The organism is Microbispora hainanensis, assembly GCF_006874475.1.
Lineage (GTDB): Bacteria > Actinomycetota > Actinomycetes > Streptosporangiales > Streptosporangiaceae > Microbispora > Microbispora hainanensis.
On record NZ_VIRM01000039.1, the window covers coordinates 13,663 to 35,287 of the forward strand.

Here is a 21,625-nt window from a genome sequence, read left to right on the forward strand (position 1 = left end):
AGGTGACCATGAGACACGCCGTCGCGACGCTCGCGACGCTCGCGGTGCTGGCCGCGCCGACCGCCCTGATCCCCGCTCCGGCCGAGGCCGCCCCCGCCCAGGCGCCGCCCACGGCGTACCCGGAGGTCGGCAGGGGCACCGCCTTCCTGAACCACGACGCGCTCGTGTCGGGGTACGCCGAGCCGGAGTGGTACAAGGCCAACATCCCGTTCCTGGAGGTGCCCGACCGGGAGATCCAGGACGTCTACTACTACCGCTGGAGCACCTACAAGCGGCACATCCGCTACACCGACTCCGCGACCGGCGACGTCATCACCGAGTTCCACAACCCGCCCGGATACTCCGCCCCGCTCGGCGGCATCGTCGCCGCCGCAGGTCACCACGTGTACGAGGGGCGCTGGCTGCGCGACACCCGCCCGATCGACGACTACCTCACCTATTGGCTGCAGGGACCGGGCGCCGGCCCCAAGCCGAAGGAGGAGTTCCTCAACAAGGACACCGACGACTGGGCGCACCAGTACGCCTGGTGGGCGGCCGACGCCGCCTACCAGCGCTACCTGGTGACCGGCGACACGTCCTTCGTCAAGGGGCTGCTGCCCGACCTGGTGCGGCAGTACGACAAGTGGGGCGGCCAGTACGACAAGAAACTGGGTCTCTATTGGTCGGTGCCGGTGTGGGACGCGATGGAGTTCACCGCCTCCTCCTACGAGACCGACCCGGCCGATCCCTACCACGGCGGCGCGGGCTACCGGCCCACGCTGAACGCCTACCAGTACGGCGACGCCAAGGCGATCGCCGCCATCGCCACCATGGACGGCGACAAGGCGCTGGCCAAGACGTTCACGCAGCGGGCGGCGTCGCTGCAGGACGCGCTGCACCGCTATCTCTGGGACCCGGAGCGGTCGTTCTTCTACCACAAGGCCCGCGCCGACCTGGACCCCCAGGAGCGGCTGGTGTCCACCCGGGAGCAGATCGGTTTCGTGCCGTGGGCGTTCGACATGGCCAAGCCCGGCACGGAGAAGGCGTGGGCGCAGCTGCTCGACCCGCAGGGGTTCGCCGCGCCGTACGGGCCGACCACCGCCGAGCGGCGCAGCCCGCTGTTCATGCGCGACGCGCTGAACGGCTGCTGCCGCTGGGACGGGCCGAGCTGGCCCTACTCCACCTCGACGACGCTCACCGCGATGGCCAACCTCCTCGACGACTACGATCAGCACGTGGTCACCGCGGCCGACTACTACTCGGTGCTGCGCGGCTACGCGCTCACCCAGTACAAGGACGGGCATCCGTACGTCGCCGAGGCGCACCACCCGGACGAGCCGCGCTGGATCTACGACGCCGCGGGCCACAGTGAGCACTACAACCACTCGACCTTCAACGACCTGGTGATCAGCGGCTTGATCGGGCTGCGTCCGCAGCCGGACGGCACGGTCGTGCTGAAGCCGCTCGCGCCGGCCGGCTGGGACTACTTCGCGCTGGAGAACGTGCCCTACCACGGGCACAACGTGACGGTGCTGTGGGACCGCGACGGCAGCAGGTATGGCCAGGGCGCGGGCATGCGCGTCTATGTGGACGGCAGGCAGGCCGCCAAGCGGGCCACGGCCGGCGAGCTGACCGCCCGGGTGCCGGCCGCCGTGGCGCCCGACCGGTCCGCGAGGCCCGGCAACGACGCCGCCAACCCGTACGGCACCGGCTATCCCAAGCCGTTCGCGTCGTACACCAACGGCATCGACAACGTGTGGGACGCCGTGGACGGGCGGATCTTCTACGACGACGTCCCGCACAACCGGTGGACCAACTATCGCTCGCCGAACGCCGAAGACCATCTCGGCGTGGACTTCGGCGTGCCGACCCGGGTGAGCGACGTGCGGTTCTACGCCTACGACGACGGAGGCGGGGTCAAGGCCCCCGCGTCGTACCGGCTGGAGTTCTGGGACGGCGCGGCGTGGCGCGAGGTGCCGGGCCAGACCCGAACGCCGGAGCGGCCCGTGGGCGCCGCACTGAACCGCGTCACGTTCCCGGCCCTGACGACGACCAGGATCCGGCTGGTGTTCGGCAACCCGCCGGGCGCGTACGTCGGCGTCACCGAGCTGCAGGCCTGGTCGCCCGCGGCGGGCGACGCCTCGGTGGACGTGGCCGTCGCCGGGCAGGCGCGTTCCGGCGACCCCGCCGAGGTGACCACCACCTTCGTCAACCGGGGACGCACGCCCGCCACCCGGGTCACGGCGTCGCTGGCCGTGCCGCCGGGCTGGTCGGCCGAGCCGGTCGGCAGCCCGAAGGCCCACGTGGTGCGGCCGGGCGGCGAGTTCGCCGTACGCTGGCGGGTCGCGCCGCCCGCCGGGACCGCGCCCAGCCCCGGCGCCCACCCGGTGCGCGCGGCCGTCGAGTTCGACGGGTCGGCGCGGGCCGTGAGCCCGTACGCCCAGGTCACCGTGGGGCTCGACCCGGACGCCTACGGGAAGGTGGAGGTCGACGACGACTTCGCCGCCGACACCTCGGCGGGCTACACGCTCTACAAGCCCGAGGGCGGCGAGGCGTTGCCGGCGGTCACGGCCGGCGGCGGACGGTTCGCGGGCGGCGGCGCCCAGCCGTTCTTCGGCCTGGCGGCCGGTCCGGCGGCGCTCTCGTCGGGCGACGCGATCAGCGTGGTGACGGCGGGGGAGTTCGCCGGCACCGGCAGCCCGGAGGACAGCGTGTTCGTCGGCTGGGTGAAGGACGCGGGCACCTACGTGACCGCCTGGTACAACAACACCCGCAAGCAGTCGGGCATCAACGTGCGGGTCGGCGGCCGGTTCCTCGACACGCCCGGCGACGCCCCGCTGACGCTGAAGCCGGGCGACCGGTTCGCGCTGGCGGTGTCCGGCGACACCATCACCTCCTTCGCCTACACGGACGGCCAGTGGCGTCCGCTGCGTACGGCGGACATCGGCGGCACGCTCGCCACCCCGCAGGCCCGCGAGGGCTTCCGCTACGGCTTCGGCCTGCGCGGCACCTCCGGCACGATCGCGGTCGCCGGCCTGGAGGGCCGTAGTTCCTCGTAGCGCGCCCGTGGAGGGCGCGGTTCCGGCGCCGCGCCCTCCACGGATCGCGGGGACGATTCGCCGAGCACCGGCCGCGGTTGGGCCAACGCGGTCATGTGGTCGATCTCCGGCGGGATACTGGAAGCGCGTACGCGCCCCCGACCCCCGGAGAGTCATGCCGCAGCCGCTGGAGCCGAGCGATCCCGCACGCCTGGGCTCCTTCCGCATCACCGGCAGGATCGGCGAGGGAGGGCAGGGCGTCGTCTACCTCGGCGAGTCCGAGTCCGGCGCCCTCGTCGCGGTCAAGCTCTTCCACGCACGGCTTGGCCGGGACGCCGCCCGCGCCGACTTCACCCGCGAGGCGGAGCTCGCCCGCCGGGTCGCCCGGTTCTGCACGGCACAGGTGCTGGAGTCCGGAATGGACGGCAGCCGGCCGTACATCGTGAGCGAGTACGTCGACGGGCCTGCGCTGAGCCAGGTGGTGGCGGCGCGGGGGCCCTTGTCGGGCGGCGCGCTCGAACGGCTCGCCATCGGCACCGCCACCGCCCTGGTCGCCCTGCACGACGCCGGGGTGGTCCACCGGGACTTCAAACCGCAGAACGTGCTGATCGGGCCGGACGGGCCGCGCGTCATCGACTTCGGGATCGCCCGCGCCCTCGCCAATACCAGTACGATGACCAGTCAGGTCGTCGGGACGCCCGCCTACATGGCGCCCGAGCAGCTCGCGGCGGGCGAGCTCGGCTTCGCCCTCGACGTGTTCGCCTGGGCGTCCACGATCACGTTCGCCGCCACGGGCCGCCCGCCGTTCGGCGCCGACGCCATCCCCGCCATCATCAACAGGATCCTCAACCAGGAGCCCGGCCTGGAGGGGATCGAGGCGCCGCTGCGCGACCTGCTCACGGCCTGTCTCGCCAAGGACCCGGCACGGCGGCCGGCCGCGCGAGAGATCGTCGACCGCCTCGTGCGCCCGCGCCACGACGCGCCGGTCGCACCGGTGGCGCCGGGTGTGCCGCTCGCGCCTGCCGCGCCTGCCGGGCCGGGCACGCCGATGCCACCTTCCACGGGCGGTGTGCCCGTCGGGGCGTCCGGTCCTGCCATGGGGCCTGCCACGGGGCCTGTCGCGGGGCCTGCCACGGTGCCGGGGGGCGACAGGCGCGGGCGGGTGCGGGCCGTCGTCGCCGCCGTGGTCGTGGCGGTGGCGGCCACGGCGGCCGCCGCCGCCACGCTGCTGCCGTCCCTGCATCTGCCGTTCACGAGGACCGGCGCCTCCGCGACCGAGCGAGCGGCGGTGGTCGGCACGCCCCCGGCCGCCTCGGCGGACACCGGCGGCGGTCCGTCCCCGTCCCTGGCCCCGTCCCCGGCCGCGTCCTTGGCCCCGTCACCCCCCGCCGTCTCGCGATCCGCGTCGCCCGCCGCCTCACACCGGCCGCGGGTGAGCCGGTCCACGGCCAGGCCGGACACCACCCGGCCGGTCCCGACCCGGACGGTCACCGCACGCCCGACCGTCCGCCGGTCGAAGACGACCGCGCCGGTCCCCGCGGAGTCCCCGGTGGCGAAGCCCTCGCCCACGCAGGCCAAGCGGGTCGTGGAGCTGGGACCCGGACGGTTCACCGACTACTGCGTGAGCCTCGGCTGGGAGTGGGTCGAGTATCGCGAGACGCCCACGCCCGGCGCGTACTGCATCAAGCGCAAGGGCGAGACCATGTATCTCTCCCAGGGCCAGCGTGACGCGGGCTGCCGCTGGCGCTACCACGATCCGAAGGCGTTCCACCGGTTCAAGGGCAAGTCGAACTACTGCTACGCCTACCGCTGACCGGCTCGCTCAGGTGGGGACCGCGGGCGCCTGGCCGGTCGTGCTCTCCCGGACGATCAGGCGATGCGGCACCACGATCTCGGCGGGCGGACGGGGCGTCCCGCCGATCGACTCCATGAGGACGTCCACCGCCATGCGGGCGATCTCCTTCTTGTCCGGGGCGACGGTGGTGAGGCTGGGGGTGCTGTACTGGCCCTCCTCGATGTCGTCCATGCCCACCACGGCGACGTCGTCGGGGACGCGCAGCCCCGCACGCGTCAGCGCCCGCATCGCGCCGAGGGCGAGCAGGTCGTTGTAGCAGAAGACGGCGTCGGGCGGCTCGGGCAGGGTGAGGAGCTGCTCCATCGCCGTGGCGCCCTGGCGGCGGTGGAAGCGCGGAGTCGGCACGATGAGCCGCTCGTCCACCTCCAGGCCCTCCCGCGCGTGCGCCTGCCGGTAGCCGCTGGTGCGAAGCTGCGCGGTCTCGCCGGTGGCGTACGGCTGGTCGCCGATGGCGGCGACGCGCCGCCGGCCGAGGGCCAGCAGGTGGGCGGTGGCCTCCCTGGCGGCGGACACGTTGTCGATGGCCACGTGGTGGAAGCTGCCGTTGAAGATGTGCTCGCCCAGCAGCACGATGGGGACCCGGTGGCCCCGGGCCCGCAGCTCCTCGGCCGTGACGCTCAGCGGGCTCAGCAGTAGCCCGTCGAACATCGTGGCCCGCGAGTTCCGGCCCAGCAGTTCGCGTTCGCGCTCGACGTCGCCGTCGGTCTGGTCGACCATCACCACGTAGCCGCGGGCGCGGGCGGCGGTGATCACCTCGCGGGCGAGCTCGGCGAAGTAGGGGACGTCGAGCTCGGGCACGACCAGGGCGATCATCCCGCTGCGGCCCTGCTTGAGGTTGCGGGCGATGAGGTTGGGACGGTAGTCGAGCTCGTCCAGTGCGGCCTGCACGCGTGCGCGCAACTCGTCCGAGACGGGAGCGTATCCGTTGACCACGTTGGACACCGTGCGGATGGACACGTTCGCCCGCTTGGCGACGTCGCGCAGGGTTGGACCGGCCATGCGTCTCCTATACCTCCGGCTGCTGGGGTTGGGAAGATCCTAACTGGCGCTTGCATCGTTGCAGACAAGCATGCACTATGTCTGCATCGTTGCAGAGCCCTCACAACGTCTTTTCCCGGACGGCGAGGAGAACTTAGATGACCCCATCCCCCATGGACCGCCGCGGGTTTCTCAAGGGAGCCCTCGGCGCCGGAGCCCTCGCCGCCGCGGGCGGCGCGCTGACCGCCTGCGCTCCCGGCACGGGCGGCGCGGCGGCGCCGAGCAGGCTCGGCAAGCCCTCCGCCTCCGCGTCGTCGGTCAAGGGCGAGATCACCGTGTGGAACCGGTCCGGCGACCTGTTCAAGGTGTTCGACGCCGCGATCGCCAAGTTCCGCGAGGCCTACCCGGGCGTCAAGGTCGACCACATGGCCGTGGACATCGACGCCAAGCTGGCCGACACGCTGATCAGCGGCACGGACGTGCCCGACGGCAGCTTCTGGGACGACGCCAAGATCGGCGGCCAGGCCGAGCACCTCTACGACCTGTCCGACCTGATCGCGCCCTACCGCGACCGGATCGCGCCGTACAAGCTGTCGGTGAACACCGTGGCGGGCAAGATCTACGGCGTGCCCTGGGATCTCGACCCGGGCCTGCTGTGGTATCGGGAGGACATCCTCCAGGAGGCCGGGGTCGATCCCGCCGGGCTGGCCACTTACGACGACCTGCTGACCGCGGCCAGGACGGTGCGCGACAAGTTCCCGAAGACCAAGCCCATCCACCTGGACAAGAGCCCGTTCCTCGGCCAGCTCTGGCTGGAGATGCTGGCCAACCAGCAGGGCACGAGCCTCACAGACGCGCAGGGGAGGCTGCGGCTCGACTCGGCGGAGTATCGGCGGATCTTCACCTGGATCCAGACCGTGGTCAAGGACGGTCTCGCCACCCGGGCGCCCTACCTGGAGCCCGCCGACGTCAACACGCTCGACGGCGGCCAGCAGGTGTTCGTGCCGTGGGCGATCTGGTGGTCCTTCGCGCCGCAGCAGCTTCTCAAGGCCACCACGGGCAAGTGGCGGGCGGCTCCGCTCCCGGCCTGGACGCCGGGCGGCCCGCGCAGCGGCGCCATGGGCGGCAGCAGCTTCGTCATCCCGGCCAAGGCCAAGAACCCGGAGCAGGCCTGGCTGCTGTACGAGTTCCTGTGCTTCAAGGAGCCCGGATACAGCGCGTTGTACGGCCCGAGCAGCGTGTATCCCGGGGGCCTGTCCACGTCGGTCCCCAGCTTCACGCCCGCGCTCGACCCCGCCAAGCCGCTGTTCCAGCCGATCGACGCCCTCGGCGGCCAGGACCTGTGGAAGGTCGCCGTCGAGGCCGCCGCCACCATCCCGGCCGCGGCGCCGATCCCGGCGTGGTGGGCCAAGTCGGTGGACTACCTGGGCGACAACCTGCAGCGCCTCATGGACGGCACGATGGCGCCCGACGACGTGATCGGCGAATCGGCCGCGAAGATCCAGCGCAACCTGATCGACCGCTCCTGATGCCGGCTCTCACCACGATGGCGAGGCCCGGGCGGGCCACCGCGGCACGGCCGGGGCAGCGTCGCCGGATCCGGCTGTCGCCGTACCTGTTCATCGCCCCGTTCTTCCTGGTCTTCGCCGCCTTCGGGATCTATCCGCTGGTCTTCGCGCTGCAGCTCAGCTTCACCCGCTGGCACGGCGCCGGGGCGGCCACGTGGGTCGGCCTGGGCAACTACGCCTACCTGCTGACCAGCCAGGAGTTCTGGGCATCGCTCGGCAACAGCGCGGTGATGTGGCTGCTCATCGTGCCGGTCCAGATCGTGGCCGGGCTCGCCGGCGCGGTGCTGCTGGCCAACGCGAGGCTGCGGCTGCGCGGGCTGTTCAGAGTCGCCTTCCTCGCGCCGTTCGTCACCCCGCTGGTGGCCATGGCGCAGGTCTGGATCGTCGTGTTCGACCAGGATTACGGCCTGGTCAACCACCTGCTCAACCTCGTCGGACTGCCCGACGTGGGATGGCTGACCTCGACGGCGTGGTCCAAACCGACGCTCGCGCTGCTGTTCCTGTGGAAGACGACCGGCTTCGCGATCATCATCCTGCTGGCCGGGCTGCAGGCCGTGCCGGCCTCCGTGTACGAGGCCGCCGCGATCGACGGGGCGTCGCGCCGGCGGCAGTTCTGGTCGCTGACCGTCCCGCTGGTGCGCCGGAGCATGGCCTTCCTCGTGGTCGTGCAGACCCTCGCCGTGTTCCAGATGTTCGCCGAGCCCTTCGTGGTCACCGAGGGCGGCCCGTACGGCTCGACCACCACCGCCGGGCTCTACCTCTACGACCACATCGCCGCCTCCGACCTGGGCACCGGCGCCGCGAACTCGTTCCTGCTGGTGCTGCTGGTCTTCGGGCTCTCCCTCGGCGCGGTCAGGCTGCTGCGCCCGAAAGACGAGGTGTCATGAACCAGACCAGGCCGGGCCCGGTGCAGTACGCCCTGCTGGTGGTGCTCGCCGCGGCGTTCCTCTACCCGATCTGGTGGGCGGTGAGCTCCTCGCTCAAGCCCGCGGCCGAGATCATCACCGATCCCCTTTCCGTGGGGTCCCTCACGCTGGACAACTACCGGGCGATGTTCGCCGACGTGCCGATCGGCACCGGCTTCGCGAACACCGCGCTGGTGCTGGCGGTCAAGGGCGCGATGACGATGTTCTTCTGCCCGCTGGCCGGATATGCCTTCGCCAAATACGCCTTCCCCGGCAAGAACGTGCTGTTCGGGGTCGTGCTGCTCACCCTCATGCTGCCGACCCTGGTGCTGATCATCCCGCTGCTGCTGGAGATGAGCACTCTCGGCTGGGTCAACACCTACCAGGCGCTGATCCTGCCGGGCAGCGTCGACGCGTTCAGCATCTTCTGGATGCGCCAGACCATCGCCGCCATCCCCGACGAGCTGATCGACGCGGGACGCGTGGACGGCGCGAGCGAGTTCGGCGTCTTCGCCAGGGTCGTGCTGCCGGTGATCCGCCCGGGGCTGGCCGCGCTGGCCGTGCTGACCACGATGAACATCTACAACGACTTCGTCTGGCCGGTCGTCGCCGTCAACGACACCGCCCACCAGACGCTCCAGGTGGTGCTGTCCACGCTGGCCCAGAACGTCACCGGCAACCGCATCGGCGCGGACTTCGCCACCGTATGGGGCGAGTTGCTCGCCGCGGGCAGCATCGCCATGCTGCCGCTTCTGGTGATCTTCGTCCTCCTCCAGCGCCACTTCATCAACGGCATCCTCGCCGGCAGCGTCAAAGGCTGACCAGGCACATCTCTCATGAAACGGAGCACCATGACCCCGCGCGCGGAATATCCCCGGCCCCACTTCGACCGTTCGCACTCCTGGTCGAGCCTCAACGGCGAGTGGGACTTCCGGGCCGGCACCGAGCAGGGCTGGAACCGGACCATCACCGTGCCCTTCGCCTGGGAGACCCCCGCCTCCGGGATCGAGGCCCACTGGCTGCCCGTGGCCTGGTATCGCCGCCGCGTGACCGTGCCCACGGCCTGGGCGGGGCAACGGATCGTGCTCCATTTCGGCGCCGTGCACCACGAGGCCACCGTGTGGGTCAACGGCGTCGAGGTGGCCGCGCACCGCGGCGGCTACACGCCGTTCGAGGCCGACGTCACCGGGGCGCTGCGCGAGGGCGAGCAGGAGATCGTGGTGCGGGTCGCCGCGCCGCTCGACAAGCGCGACATCGCGCACGGCAAGCAGCGCAGCGTGCCCCGCGACGACTTCGACGGCGTGTGCTTCACCCCCTCGTCGGGCATCTGGCAGAGCGTCTGGATGGAGGCACGCCCGGCCACGCACATCGCCGCGCTGACGCTGCGCCCCGCCGAGGGCCTGACCGGCATCGTGGCCGAGGCGCGCGTGGAGGGCCCGGTGGCGGAGACCCGGCTGCGCCTGTCCGTACGCGGGTGCGGCACGCCGGTCGAGGTGCCGGTCGGCGACGGGCCGGTGCGGGTGGAGCTGCCGATCGAGGAGCCGCGGCTGTGGTCGCCGGACGACCCGCACCTCTACCACGTGGACGCCGAGCTCGTCTCACCCGATGGCACCGACCGGGTCGCCGGATACACCGGGCTGCGCACCATCGATGTCGTGGGGGAGGACCTGTATCTGAACGGCCGCCGGCTGTTCGTGCGCGGCGTGCTCGACCAGGGCTATTGGCCGCGCACCGGCATCACGGCCCCCGCCGACGCCGCGCTGCGCCGCGACATCGAGCTCGCCGCCGCCGCGGGGTACAACCTGGTGCGCAAGCACCTCAAGCTGGAGGATCCCCGCTTCGTCTACCACGCCGACACCCTCGGCATGCTGGTCTGGGCCGAACCGGCCGCCACCGGACGCTTCTCGCCCGAGTCGGTGGCCGCCTTCGAGGAGCAGGTCGCTCCCATGGTCGAGCGGGACGGTAACTCCCCGGCGATCGTCATCTGGGGCCTCTACAACGAGGAGTGGGGCCTGGACTGGGACATCCCGGGCGACCCCGCCAAGCAGCAGGCCGCCGCGCGGGCGTACGACCTGCTCAAGAGCCTCGACCCGACCCGGCCCGCCGTGGACAACTCCGGCTGGACCCACGTCAGGACCGACCTGCTCGACTGGCACTATTACGACGAGTCGGCCGCGTCCTGGGGCAGGACCGTGGCCGCGCTGCTGGGGGGCGAGCAGGACGACTTCCCGGTGAAGCTCGGCCCCGACTTCGTCGTACGCAAGAAGCTCGCCGGCGCGCCGTCCCAGCCCCTGCGTGGGCTGCCCAACCTGAACAGCGAGTATGGCGGCGGCTTCACCTCGGTGGAACGCGCCTGGCACCTGCGCTGGCAGACCCAGGAGATGCGCCGCCACGACCGGCTGGCCGGCTATGTCTACACGGAGCTGTACGACATCGAGCACGAGTCGGCCGGGCTGCTCGACTTCGAACGCCGCCCCAAGGACCTGGCCGGCGTGGACCCCGCCCACGTCAACGCCACCACGACGCTCGTGCTCGACATCGTGCCGGTCGCGCCCGGCCGCGATCTGCTCAGCGCGTCGTGCGAGGTCGCCGTCGGCGTACGGGTCTCCCACCACGGCGCCGAGCCCGTGACCGGCCGCCTGCACACCGCCTGGACCCCGGTCTTCGGCGCCGCCCCCGCACACCCGGGGGAGCCGGGCCCCGCCGCGGAGGCGAAGCCGTTCCTGCTCGGCGCGCCCGCCGAGGTCCGCGCCGTGCTGCCGGACGGCTGGACCAGCGGGCGTCTGCACATCGCCCTGGTCGGCGGCGGGGGCGTGATCGCCCGCACCGCGCTCGACGTGGACACCCACACCGCCCACGTCATCGGGGACGACCCACGGGCCCGCGCCTGAGGCGGCAAGGTCGGCCGGCGGCCGGGCCGCCGGCGCGATCGTCATCGGTCCGCGCCGGGTCCCGCGCCCCCGTCCCGGGCGATCGGGTTCGGCCCGCCCAGTGGGATGCGCAGGGAGACGGCGCCGCGCAGGTCGAGCCAGGCCGCGTCCGGGCTCCGGACCAGGGGCGGCGGAGACCTCCGGAATCAGGTGGTCAGACGGAGATCGTGTGCGGCTCCGAGCGCGGCGAACTCCAGGAGCCGGGCGCCTTCCGCCTCGACCTCGGCGCGTTCGGGGGCGGACAGCGGCAGGAAAGAGTCGATCTCCAGAGTCGCCGACGTCCTGTCCGCGTCGAGTTTCCACGCACCTCTCACTTGGCCGTCCACGAGGAAGGTGGCGCGCATGCCGTTGCGGGTCGTCACGCGCCGGCGGGCTTCGTCCGAGATCACGCGGGTGCGGTCGGCATGGGAGGCCAGCAGGTTGTCATACTCGGGCAGGAAGCGAACCGGCGCGAGGGCGTCGGCGCCGGGGCGCGGCGCGTCCGGCAGGTCGAACAGCTCCACCCCATGCTCGTCGCGGAAGACCGCCAGGCGTGGCCGCAGCCGCTCCATGACGGCGTGCAGCCGGGTCAGACCCGCCCACGTCTGCACGTCCTTGACCGATGCCGGGCCGAACGCAGCGAGGTAACGCAGCACGATCCGTTCGGGGTCCGGCACCGGTGCGGGCGCGGTTCCCGTCCAGGTCGCCGCCGTGGCGTACCGTGCGGCACCGCCTACGCCCCAGACAGCGCGCGGCGGCACCTGAACCAGGGGCACCAGGTTCCGTACCACTGTGGCGAGCGCGCGGGGCTCGCGGCCGGGCCACCGCTCGCTCAGCGCCTGCCCGAGTTCTCTGGGAGTGAGGCGCCGCTCGCCGAGCAGGACGCGCCCCGCCTCCGCCACGGCCGCGCGGTCGAGACCGGCCAGGGCCTTCTTGAACGCGGTGTCCAGCTCCCGGTCGAGCGCGGGCTGGACCCATGTCCGCAACGAGCGGTAGTCCGCCGTCGTGACCAGATGGACGGTGCTGCGCATCAGCGCGACCCGCACCAGCCGGCGCCCTGTCAGCGCGTCCACCAGGTCATCGGTGCCGAACCTCTTCAACCTGGTCCAGAGCCCGAAGTAAGGCGCGTACGGAGCCTGGGCCTGCATTCCGGCCAGCCGCGCGATCGCCTCCTCGGCTGTCGCGTCGGCCCGCTCCAGCAGCATCTGGCGGGCCAGCAGCGCTCGCCCCAGCTCGCGTCGCTGCAGCACCGGCGGCATCGTGGCCTCCTTACGGTTCTCGGGGGCAGGGGGCAGGGGGGCAGGGGGCGGCGGTTCTCCGTCCCCCTGCCCTGGTCGGTCAGCCGCCGAAGTCGGCCTTGTGATCTGTGGTCCACTCGGCGTAGGTGCGCGCGGGGTGCCCGGTGATCTGCTCGATGACTCCGTTGACCGGCGCCGGCTTCCCGACCGTCCTTGCCATGAGACCGAACAGCGCCGCCAGGAAGCCGGCGTCCATGAACTGACTCATCTGCGCTCGCACGGGCTCGGGATCGAGGTCCTCGACGGTCAGCGTGCGTCCCAGCGTTTCGCCCAGGATGCGTACCTGCTGTGCCTGGGTCAGCGACTCGGGGCCGGTCAGGTCGTAGACCCGGCCCGCGTGCCCGCCGCCCGTCAGGATCCGTACGGCCACCTCGGCGACGTCCCGCTCATGTACGGCGCTGAAGGCGGCCTCGGTGTACGGCGCGCGGATGACATCGCCGCCCTGCAGTTGCATCGCGAACGTCAGCGAGTTGATGGCGGGGAACAGCAGCCGGAGGAACGTCCACTCGATTCCGGAGGCCTCGATGGCTTGCTCGACGTCACGGTGATATCGGGCGATCACGTCGGGCTGCCGCTCGGCCCCGTCGTCGACGGCCCCCGACGACAGGAACACCACCCGTCGCATTCCGGCCTCGCGCGCCGCCTCCAGGAGCGGAGCGATGTCCGCTCCATACTGCAGGACCAGGAAGGCGGCCTCGACACCCCGCACGACCGCCGGCAACGTCTCGGGCTTGGTCAGATCACCCTGGACGACCTCGACGCCCTCCGGCAGCCCGGCCTTCTCGGGGGTCCGGGTCAGCGCACGCAACGGAGCCCCAGAGGAGACGAGCTCCTCGACCGCCTGACGTCCGAAGTGAGCCGTGGCGCCAACGACCAGATACATAGGGTTTCCCTTCATTCGATGACAGTCCTGACATAACGGCCTGGAATGCTCTGCTCGCCGCAGGCCTCGCCGTCATGGAGGCGGCGTCGTCGTCCGTGATGCCGTCCCCGCCGTTCGTCATGGCCGTCACGCTAGATGCCAATTAGGTAAGATTCCGTCCTAAATTGGCTGGCAGACATTCGGGGAATGCTGGAAACCTGCCGCCATGCGCTGATCGCCCGCAGGATGCGAACGACGCCCTCGTACGAGGCCCCCGGCAGACGGAGCGGCAGGCCGGCGGTCAGAGCCGTCGGGCAACCGGTCCGGCAGTGCGATGCGATGAACGGTGTTTGCGCTGCTCATGGTGGGGTATTCGGCTGCGCGACCGGGAGGCGAGGCTTATGAACGATCGCCTGTTTTCAGATCGCCGGGAGGCGGGCCGGGTGCTCGCGGGACTCCTCGGCCGCTATCAGGGGCTGCCCGATGTCGTCGTCCTCGGACTGGCGCGCGGCGGCGTCCCGTTGGCGTACGAGGTGGCGACCGCCCTGGGCCACCCGCTCGATGTGCTCCTGGTGCGCAAGCTCGGCACGCCCGGCCGCGAGGAGCTGGCCATGGGGGCGATCGCCCCGGGCGGGGTGATCGTGCTCGACGAGGACGTCGTCCGCGGGTTCGGTCTCCAGCCCGACACCATCCGGCAGGTCGCCGAGCGGGAGTCCCGCGAGCTGGCGCGGCAGGAGCGGGCCTATCGGAGCGATGCGCCCGCCGCGGAGCTGCGCGGCAAGACCGTCATCGTGGTCGACGACGGGCTCGGGGCCGGGGTGAGCATGCGCGCGGCCCTCCGCGCGCTCTGGCAGCGCGAGCCGGCCGGGATCGTGGTCGCCATGCCCGCCGCGGCCGAGTCCACCTGCCAGGAGCTGTTCGTCCTGGTGGACGAGGTCCTCTGCGCGACCACGCCCATGCCGTTCCTCTCCGTGGGGGACTCGTACTGGAACTTCACCCAGACAACCGACGACGAGGTGCGCAGGCTGCTGCGCGCGGCGGCCTCGGTGCGGGCGGGGGCCCCGCCCGTCCGGACCGACCTCGCGGTCCTGCGTTCGGAGCTCGTGCCCGTGCGGGACGGGGTCCCCTCGGACGAGGTGCTGTTCAACATCGTCGGCGACGCGCGGTTCGTGCTGATCGGCGAGGCGTCGCACGGCACCCACGAGTTCTACGCCGCGCGCGCCCAGATGACGCGGCGGCTGATCGAGGAGAAGGGCTTCGTCGCCGTGGCGGTGGAGGCCGACTGGCCCGACGCCTACCGGGTGAACCGGTATGTCCGGGGGCGGGGTGACGACGCGACCGCCGAGGAGGCGCTGCGCGGCTTCGAACGCTTCCCGGCGTGGATGTGGCGGAACGCGGACGTGCTGGAGTTCGTCGGCTGGCTGCGCGAGCACAACGATCGGCTCGACGAGCGGGCGCGGGCCGGGTTCTACGGGCTCGATCTCTACAGCATGCACCGGTCCGCGGACGAGGTCGTGGCCTACCTGGAGAAGGTGGACCCGGCCGCGGCGGCGCGGGCCCGGGAACGTTACTCCTGCTTCGACCACAACGACGGCGAGGACGGGCAGGCATACGGCTTCGCCGCCGCCTTCGGCGCGGGCGAGTCGTGCGAGCGGCAGGTGATCGAGCAGCTCGTGGACCTCCAGCGCAACGCGCTGCGCTACCAGCGGGCGCAGGGGCTGCTCGGCGAGGACGAGTTCTTCCACGCCGAGCGCAACGCCGTGGTGGTGGCCGCCGCAGAGCGGTATTACCGCACGATGTTCGGCGGCAGGGTGTCGTCGTGGAACCTGCGCGACCGGCACATGGCCGACACCCTGTTCGCGCTGGCCGAGCACCTCGGCTGGCAGCGCAGCGAGGCGGCGAAGATCGTGGTGTGGGCGCACAACTCCCACCTCGGCGACGCGCGGGCCACGGAGATGGGCGCGCGCGGCGAGCTCAACCTCGGCCAGCTGGTGCGCGAGCACAACATCGCGGACTGCCGGCTGATCGGCTTCACCACCTACACCGGCACGGTCACGGCGGCCGACGACTGGGGTGGGCCGGCCGAGCGGAAGAACGTGCGCCCGGGGCTGCCCGGCTCGGTCGAGGAGCTGTTCCACAAGGTCGGGCAGGAGGAGTTCCTGGTCAGCTTCGCGCATTCGGCCGACGCGGCCGACCTGCTGCGCATGGCGCTGCTCGAACGCGCCATCGGAGTCATCTACCGTCCGCAGACCGAACGGCAGAGCCACTACTTCCAGGCCCGTCTGTCCGACCAGTTCGACGCGGTGATCCACATCGACGAGACCGGGGCGCTGGAGCCCCTGGAGCGTACGGCCGCCTGGGAGCGGGGAGAGGCGCCGGAGACCTACCCGGTGGCGGTCTGAGCCCCGGACCTGCCGGTCGCCTGGAGAAAGCGGAACGTCCGGGCCGGCGCCCGTGTGGGCCGGCCCGGACGTCAGGTCATGCTCAGACCAGGTCGAACCGGTCGAGGTTCATCACCTTGTCCCACGCCCGGACGAAGTCCGTCACGAACTTCTCCTTGGCGTCGTCGCTCGCGTAGACCTCCGCGACCGCGCGCAGCTCGGAGTTCGCCCCGAAGACGAGGTCGGCCCGGGTGCCGGTCCACTTGACCTCGCCGGTGGCGGTGTCGCGGCCCTCGAACGTGGACTGGTCCTCCGAGATCGACTTCCACTCCGTGCCCAGGTCGAGCAGGTTGACGAAGAAGTCGTTGGTCAGGACTTCCGGGGTCTGGGTGAGGACGCCGAGGTTCGACTGCTGGTGGTTGGCGCCCAGGACGCGCAGGCCGCCGACGAGGACGGTCATCTCGGGGGCGCTGAGGTTCAGCAGGTTCGCCCGGTCGATCAGCAGGTATTCGGCCGGCAGCCGGTTGCCCTTGCCGTAGTAGTTGCGGAACCCGTCGGCGGTCGGCTCGAGCGCGGCGAACGACTCGACGTCCGTCTGCTCCTGCGACGCGTCAACGCGGCCCGGCGTGAAGGGGACCTCGACGTCGAAACCGGCGTCCTTGGCGGCCTTCTCGACGGCGGCGCACCCGGCGAGCACGATCACGTCGGCGAGGGAGACCTGCTTGCCGCCGGTCTGCGCGGCGTTGAACGACTGCTGGACGCCCTCCAAAGTGCCCAGCACGGTCGCGAGCTGGTCGGGGTCGTTGACCTCCCAGCCGATCTGCGGCTGCAGGCGGACGCGCGCGCCGTTGGCGCCGCCGCGCTTGTCGCTGCCGCGGAAGGACGCGGCCGACGCCCACGCGGTGGACACGAGCTGGGAGACCGACAGGCCCGAGGCGAGGATCTGCTCCTTGAGGGCCGCGATGTCGGCGGCGTCGACGAGCTCGTACGTCCGCTCCGGCAGCGGGTCCTGCCACAGCAGCACCTCGCCCGGGACCTCCGGGCCGAGATAGCGGGTGACCGGGCCCAGGTCGCGGTGGGTCAGCTTGAACCACGCACGGGCGAAGGCGTCCGCGAACTCGTCGGGGTTCTCGTAGAAGCGCCGCGAGATCTGCTCGTAGATCGGGTCGGCCTTGAGCGCGATGTCGGTCGTCAGCATGCCCGGCGCGTGCCGCTTCGACGGGTCGTGGGCGTCGGGAACCGAGCCCTCACCGGCGCCGTTCTTCGGCTTCCACTGCCACGCGCCGGCCGGGCTCTTGGTGAGCTCCCACTCGTAGCCGAACAGGTTCCAGAAGAAGTTGGTGGACCACCGGGTCGGCGTCGAGGTCCAGGTGACCTCCAGACCGCTGGTGATCGTGTCGCCGCCCTTGCCGGTGCCGTAGCTGTTCTTCCAGCCGAGGCCCTGCTGCTCGATCGGGGAGGCCTCGGGGTCGGGGCCGACGTTGTCGGCCGGGCCCGCGCCGTGGGTCTTGCCGAAGGTGTGACCACCGGCGATGAGGGCGACCGTCTCCTCGTCGTTCATCGCCATCCGGCGGAACGTCTCACGGATGTCGCGGGCCGCCGCGATCGGGTCGGGCCGGCCGTTCGGGCCCTCCGGGTTGACGTAGATGAGGCCCATCTGCACCGCGGCGAGCGGGTTCTCCAGCTCACGGTCGCCGCTGTAGCGCTCGTCGCCGAGCCAGGTGGTCTCCGGACCCCAGTAGACGTCGTCGTCGGGCTCCCAGGCGTCCACGCGGCCGCCGGCGTAGCCGAAGGTCTTGAAGCCCATCGACTCGAGGGCGACGTTGCCGGCGAGGACCAGGAGGTCGGCCCAGGAGATCTTCTTGCCGTACTTCTTCTTGACCGGCCACAGCAGGCGGCGGGCCTTGTCGAGGTTGCCGTTGTCCGGCCAGCTGTTCAGCGGGGCGAAGCGCTGCTGGCCCGAGCCGGCGCCGCCGCGGCCGTCGCTGATGCGGTAGGTGCCCGCGCTGTGCCACGCCATACGGACCATGAGCGGGCCGTAGTGGCCGAAGTCGGCCGGCCACCAGTCCTGCGAGGTCGTCAGCACCTCGGCGATGTCCCGCTTGACCTCCGCGAGGTCGAGGGACTTGAACGCCTCGGCGTAGTCGAAGTCCTCACCGAGCGGGTTGGCCACGGCCGGGTTCTTGGCAAGGATCTTCAGGTTGAGGCGCTCCGGCCACCACTTGTGGTTGGCGTTGCCCTGCGTCGGGTGCGGGGCGCGCGTGTGCGCGACCGGGCAGCCGCCTTCGCCCTCCGTTTTCGGGTCGGCAACGATTGCGTCGTGGTTCTCGGTCAAGGGAATCCTCTGGAACTAGTCGATCATGGGGCTCAGGAAGCGCGGGCGCTGGAACAGCCGGGGCACAGGCCCCAGTAGATGACGTCGGCCTCGTCGATGGTGAAGCCGTGGTCGTCGGACGCGTTGAGGCACGGCGCCTCGCCGGTCGCACAGTCGACGTCGGCGACGACGCCGCACGACCGGCACACGACGTGGTGATGGTTGTCGCCGACGCGGCCCTCGTACCGGGCCGGGCTGCCGGCCGGTTCGATGCGACGGACGAGTCCCGCTGCGGTCAGGGCATGAAGGGCCTCGTACACGGCCTGGAGGGAGACGTGGCCCACGCGATCGCGGACCCCGGAGGCGATCGCCTCGACGTCGAGGTGGTCACCGCTGCGGACGGTCTCGAGCAGTGCCACACGGGCGGCCGTGACCCGCAGGCCGGCCCCCCGCAGTTCCTCGGCGGTCGTCGGAGTCCTGGGCGCGATCATGTCGCTAATTTATCGCCTAAACACGAAGAGTTCAAGAGAGCGAATCGTCCAAGATTATGTGTCTCTAAGGTGATTTCCGTCTCAGATCGCGCTCGGAGAAGACGGCCGGCAGGCCGCCGCGAGACGGCACGTGCCCCAAACGGGAGTAGAGGCTCGCATCGGCTTGCGCAAAAGCGGTCGGGGGCGCTGCCTCCTCGCGGACGTGCGGGGTACCTACGCAACCAGTCCGCGGGTTCACGGAGAGGGGGCATCCCCCCATGACCACAATGACCGAGCATCGGCAGCACGGGGCACACGAGCACCGGCACGGCGCCGGGTGCGGCCACGTCGCGGTGCCGCACGGCGACCACGTCGACTACGTCCACGACGGCCACCTGCACCGGGTCCACGAGAACCACACCGACGAGTGCGAGGCGAGCGGGCACGCCGTACACGACGACCACGACCACGAGCACGGGCCGGAATGCGGGCATGTGGCCGTGCCGCACGGCGACCACGTCGACTACATCCACGACGGGCACCGCCATGTCCGCCACGACGGTCACTGGGACGACCACTGACCTCGGCCCCGGCCGGGGCTCCCCGGCGGGGGAGGGCGATGCGGCCCGCCCTCGCCGCGCCGCTGATCGCCGCGGCCGGCCCGGCGAGCGGGGCCGACCTGGCCGCGGCGCGGACCCAGATGGCCCTGTCCCTCGGGTGGCACATCATCGTCGCGTGCCTGGGGGTTGGCATGCCCGCCCTGCTGCTGTTCACCGAATGGCGGGGGCTGCGCAGAGGCGACGACGACTACCTGCGCCTCGCCCGGCGCTGGGCCAAGACGGTGGCCGTCCTGTTCGCCGTCGGGGCCGTGTCGGGCACGATCCTCAGCTTCGAGATGGGCCTGCTGTGGCCGGGCCTCATGGGCGCGTACGGCCAGGTGATCGGGCTTCCGTTCGCGCTGGAGGGCATCGCGTTCTTCCTTGAGGCGATCTTCATCGGGATCTATCTCTACGCGTGGGACCGGCTCTCGCCCAGAGCCCACCTGCTGGCCGGGGTGCCGGTGATGATCGCCGGTGTGGCCTCGGCGTTCTTCGTCGTCTCGGCCAACGCCTGGATGAACCAGCCGCGCGGCTTCCGCCTGGAGGGCGGCCGGGTCACGGACGTGTCGCCCTGGGCGGCCATGTTCAATCCCGCCACTCCGCCGCAGACGATCCACATGATCGTCGCGGCGTTCATGGTGTCGGGCTTCGCCACCGCGTCCGTCTACGCCGTGGCCCTGCTGCGCGGGCGGCGGGACCGCTACCACCGCCTCGGCTTCCTCGTGCCCTTCACCCTCGCGGGGGCGCTGACGCCCGTCCAGATCGTGGTGGGCGACTACGCCGCACGTTTCCTCGCCGACTATCAGCCCACCAAGCTCGCGGCCATGGAAGGACTGACCAGGACCGGGCCGAACGCGCCGCTGAGCCTCGGCGGGATCTTCGTGGGCGACCGCCTGCGCTACGCGCTGGAGATCCCCAGCGGACTGTCGCTGCTGGTCGGCTACAGCCCGGACACCGTCGTCCAGGGGCTGGACCGCACGCCGCCCGCCGACCGGCCGCCCGTCACGCCGGTCCACCTGTGCTTCGACGTGATGGTCGGCATCGGCGTCCTGCTCCTGCTGCTGTCGGCCTGGCTCGCCTTCAGCTGGTGGCGGCGGCGCGAGATCCCGCGATCCCGCCTGTTCCTGTGGCCGGCGGCCGCCTCCGGCGTGCTCGCCGTCGTCGCCGTCGAGGCGGGCTGGGTGGTGACCGAGCTCGGCCGTCAGCCGTGGGTCGTGTACGGCAAGCTGCGCACCGCCGACGCGGTCAACCCCGCGCCCAACCTGTGGGCGGGACTCCTGCTGCTGATCGTCGTCTACACGGTTCTCACGGTGTCGACCGTGTATGTGCTGCGGCTCATGGCCCGCGCCCGGCCGGTGGCCGCGCCGCAGGAACCGGAGACGCCCTGATGGAGCCGGCGCAGGTCCTGCTCGGGGTCATGTGGCTCGGCCTGATCCTCTACGCGCTGCTCGGCGGCGCCGACTTCGGCGGCGGCCTGTGGGACCTGCTGGCCGGGGGCAGCCGGGCGGGCATGCCCCAGCGGCGCCTCATCGAGCACTCCCTCGGCCCCGTCTGGGAGGCCAACCACGTCTGGCTGATCTTCGTGCTCGTGATGCTGTGGACCGGTTTCCCCGCGGTCTTCGCGGCGGTGATGTCCACGCTCTACATCCCCCTCACGCTGGCCGCGTTCGGGATCATCGGCAGGGGGGCCGCGTTCGCGTTCCGCAAGAGCAGCACCGAGCTGTGGCAGCAGCGCCTGTTCGGCGCGGCCTTCGCGCTGTCGTCGGTGCTCACGCCGTTCTTCCTCGGCACGGTGGCCGGGGCCGTCGCGTCCGGCCGGGTGCCGCCCGGCCTGGCCAGGGGAGACCTGGTGGGCGCGTGGGTCAACCCGACCTCGATGCTGGGCGGCGTCCTCGCGGTGGCCGTCTGCGCTTATCTCGCCGCGGTCTACCTGTGCGACGACGCCGTGCGATCCCGCCTGCCCGGGATGGCCGAGGTCTTCCGGCGCAGGGCGCTGGCCGCGGCCGTCGTCACCGGCGTGGTCGCCCTCGGCGGCATCGGGGTGCTGCACGCCGACGCCCCCCGGCTCTTCACCGGCCTCACCCACGGCGCGCTGCCGTTCGTGCTGGCCAGCGCCGTGCTCGGCGTCGCCTCCATCGCGCTGTTGTGGCTGCGGCGCTACCTGCTCGTCCGCGGCACCGCGGCACTGGCCGTGACCGCCGTGCTGTGCGGATGGGCCGTGGCGCAGTATCCGCTCATGCTGCCGCCGGCCGTGTCCTACCGGGAGGTGGCGGCGGAACCGGCGGTGATCACGGCGGTTCTCGCCGTCACGGGCGTGGGCGCGCTGCTGGTGCTGCCGTCGATCGCGTGGCTGCTCGCCGTCCAGCACCGCCTGCCGTTGGAGCGGGGCGACCTGGGCTGAGCGGCCCGGACGGCCCGCAGGCCGGCACGGAGCCGTCCCCACCTGCGGGGATAGGCTGGGAGGCAGGG

At 71.7% G+C, this 21,625-nt stretch carries 15 protein-coding genes; 10 read left to right on the plus strand and 5 right to left on the minus strand.

From position 1 onward, the window contains the following. Positions 1–8 precede the first annotated feature (8 nt). Together FLX08_RS26960 and FLX08_RS41540 are read left to right on the plus strand one after the other, a co-directional pair. Positions 9–3,038, plus strand: coding sequence for an MGH1-like glycoside hydrolase domain-containing protein (locus FLX08_RS26960; protein WP_142622667.1), 3,030 nt, complete (start codon positions 9–11; stop codon positions 3,036–3,038). Between the two features lie 154 nt (positions 3,039–3,192). Next, positions 3,193–4,830 carry a serine/threonine protein kinase gene (locus FLX08_RS41540; RefSeq protein WP_208761680.1) on the plus strand — a complete coding sequence of 546 codons (1,638 nt, stop codon included), beginning with the start codon at positions 3,193–3,195 and terminating at the stop codon, positions 4,828–4,830. Positions 4,831–4,839: 9 nt separating this feature from the next. Here FLX08_RS41540 and FLX08_RS26970 read toward each other — a convergent pair whose 3' ends face one another. Then, a complete protein-coding gene (locus tag FLX08_RS26970) occupies positions 4,840–5,871 on the minus strand; it encodes a LacI family DNA-binding transcriptional regulator (RefSeq protein WP_142622669.1) in 1,032 nt (343 codons plus the stop codon). Positions 5,872–6,008: 137 nt separating this feature from the next. On the opposite strand from FLX08_RS26970, the gene FLX08_RS26975 reads away from it, so the two are divergent. The 4 genes from FLX08_RS26975 to FLX08_RS26990 are packed head-to-tail and all read left to right on the plus strand — an operon-like array spanning position 6,009 to position 11,214. Further along, positions 6,009–7,379: an ABC transporter substrate-binding protein gene (locus FLX08_RS26975; protein WP_142622671.1), complete on the plus strand. Its 1,371-nt coding sequence runs from the start codon at positions 6,009–6,011 to the stop codon at positions 7,377–7,379. After that, a complete protein-coding gene (locus FLX08_RS26980; protein ID WP_142622673.1) occupies positions 7,379–8,305 on the plus strand; it encodes a carbohydrate ABC transporter permease in 927 nt (308 codons plus the stop codon). Before FLX08_RS26975 ends, FLX08_RS26980 begins: the two co-directional genes overlap by 1 nt. Beyond that, positions 8,302–9,144, plus strand: coding sequence for a carbohydrate ABC transporter permease (locus FLX08_RS26985; protein WP_142622675.1), 843 nt, complete (start codon positions 8,302–8,304; stop codon positions 9,142–9,144). The genes FLX08_RS26980 and FLX08_RS26985 overlap by 4 nt, the downstream gene beginning before the upstream one ends. A 30-nt stretch (positions 9,145–9,174) precedes the next feature. Beyond that, positions 9,175–11,214: a glycoside hydrolase family 2 protein gene (locus tag FLX08_RS26990; RefSeq protein WP_142622677.1), complete on the plus strand. Its 2,040-nt coding sequence runs from the start codon at positions 9,175–9,177 to the stop codon at positions 11,212–11,214. Positions 11,215–11,399: 185 nt separating this feature from the next. On the opposite strand, the gene FLX08_RS26995 is transcribed toward FLX08_RS26990, so the two are convergent. Both FLX08_RS26995 and FLX08_RS27000 read right to left on the minus strand, forming a co-directional pair. Continuing rightward, positions 11,400–12,491 carry a winged helix DNA-binding domain-containing protein gene (locus FLX08_RS26995; protein ID WP_142622679.1) on the minus strand — a complete coding sequence of 364 codons (1,092 nt, stop codon included), beginning with the start codon at positions 12,489–12,491 and terminating at the stop codon, positions 11,400–11,402. A gap of 79 nt (positions 12,492–12,570) precedes the next feature. Further along, positions 12,571–13,413 carry an NAD(P)H-binding protein gene (locus FLX08_RS27000; protein ID WP_142622681.1) on the minus strand — a complete coding sequence of 281 codons (843 nt, stop codon included), beginning with the start codon at positions 13,411–13,413 and terminating at the stop codon, positions 12,571–12,573. A 380-nt stretch (positions 13,414–13,793) separates the two neighbouring features. Here FLX08_RS27000 and FLX08_RS27005 point away from each other — a divergent pair, with 380 nt between their 5' ends. Beyond that, the gene (locus tag FLX08_RS27005; RefSeq protein WP_142622683.1) at positions 13,794–15,794 is read left to right on the plus strand and encodes an erythromycin esterase family protein; all 2,001 of its coding nucleotides are present in this window, start codon (positions 13,794–13,796) and stop codon (positions 15,792–15,794) included. 82 nt (positions 15,795–15,876) lie between these two features. Here FLX08_RS27005 and katG read toward each other — a convergent pair whose 3' ends face one another. Both katG and FLX08_RS27015 read right to left on the minus strand, forming a co-directional pair. Beyond that, the gene (gene katG / locus FLX08_RS27010; protein WP_142622685.1) at positions 15,877–18,108 is read right to left on the minus strand and encodes a catalase/peroxidase HPI; all 2,232 of its coding nucleotides are present in this window, start codon (positions 18,106–18,108) and stop codon (positions 15,877–15,879) included. A 32-nt stretch (positions 18,109–18,140) separates the two neighbouring features. After that, the gene (locus FLX08_RS27015; RefSeq protein WP_142622687.1) at positions 18,141–18,578 is read right to left on the minus strand and encodes a Fur family transcriptional regulator; all 438 of its coding nucleotides are present in this window, start codon (positions 18,576–18,578) and stop codon (positions 18,141–18,143) included. 257 nt (positions 18,579–18,835) lie between these two features. Here FLX08_RS27015 and FLX08_RS27020 point away from each other — a divergent pair, with 257 nt between their 5' ends. The 3 genes from FLX08_RS27020 to FLX08_RS27030 are packed head-to-tail and all read left to right on the plus strand — an operon-like array spanning position 18,836 to position 21,557. Continuing rightward, positions 18,836–19,138: a hypothetical protein gene (locus FLX08_RS27020; RefSeq protein WP_142622689.1), complete on the plus strand. Its 303-nt coding sequence runs from the start codon at positions 18,836–18,838 to the stop codon at positions 19,136–19,138. Between the two features lie 38 nt (positions 19,139–19,176). Then, positions 19,177–20,544, plus strand: a complete 1,368-nt coding sequence (locus FLX08_RS27025) for a cytochrome ubiquinol oxidase subunit I (RefSeq protein WP_142622691.1) — start codon at positions 19,177–19,179, stop codon at positions 20,542–20,544. After that, positions 20,544–21,557 carry a cytochrome d ubiquinol oxidase subunit II gene (locus FLX08_RS27030; protein ID WP_142622693.1) on the plus strand — a complete coding sequence of 338 codons (1,014 nt, stop codon included), beginning with the start codon at positions 20,544–20,546 and terminating at the stop codon, positions 21,555–21,557. Before FLX08_RS27025 ends, FLX08_RS27030 begins: the two co-directional genes overlap by 1 nt. Positions 21,558–21,625: the final 68 nt, after the last annotated feature.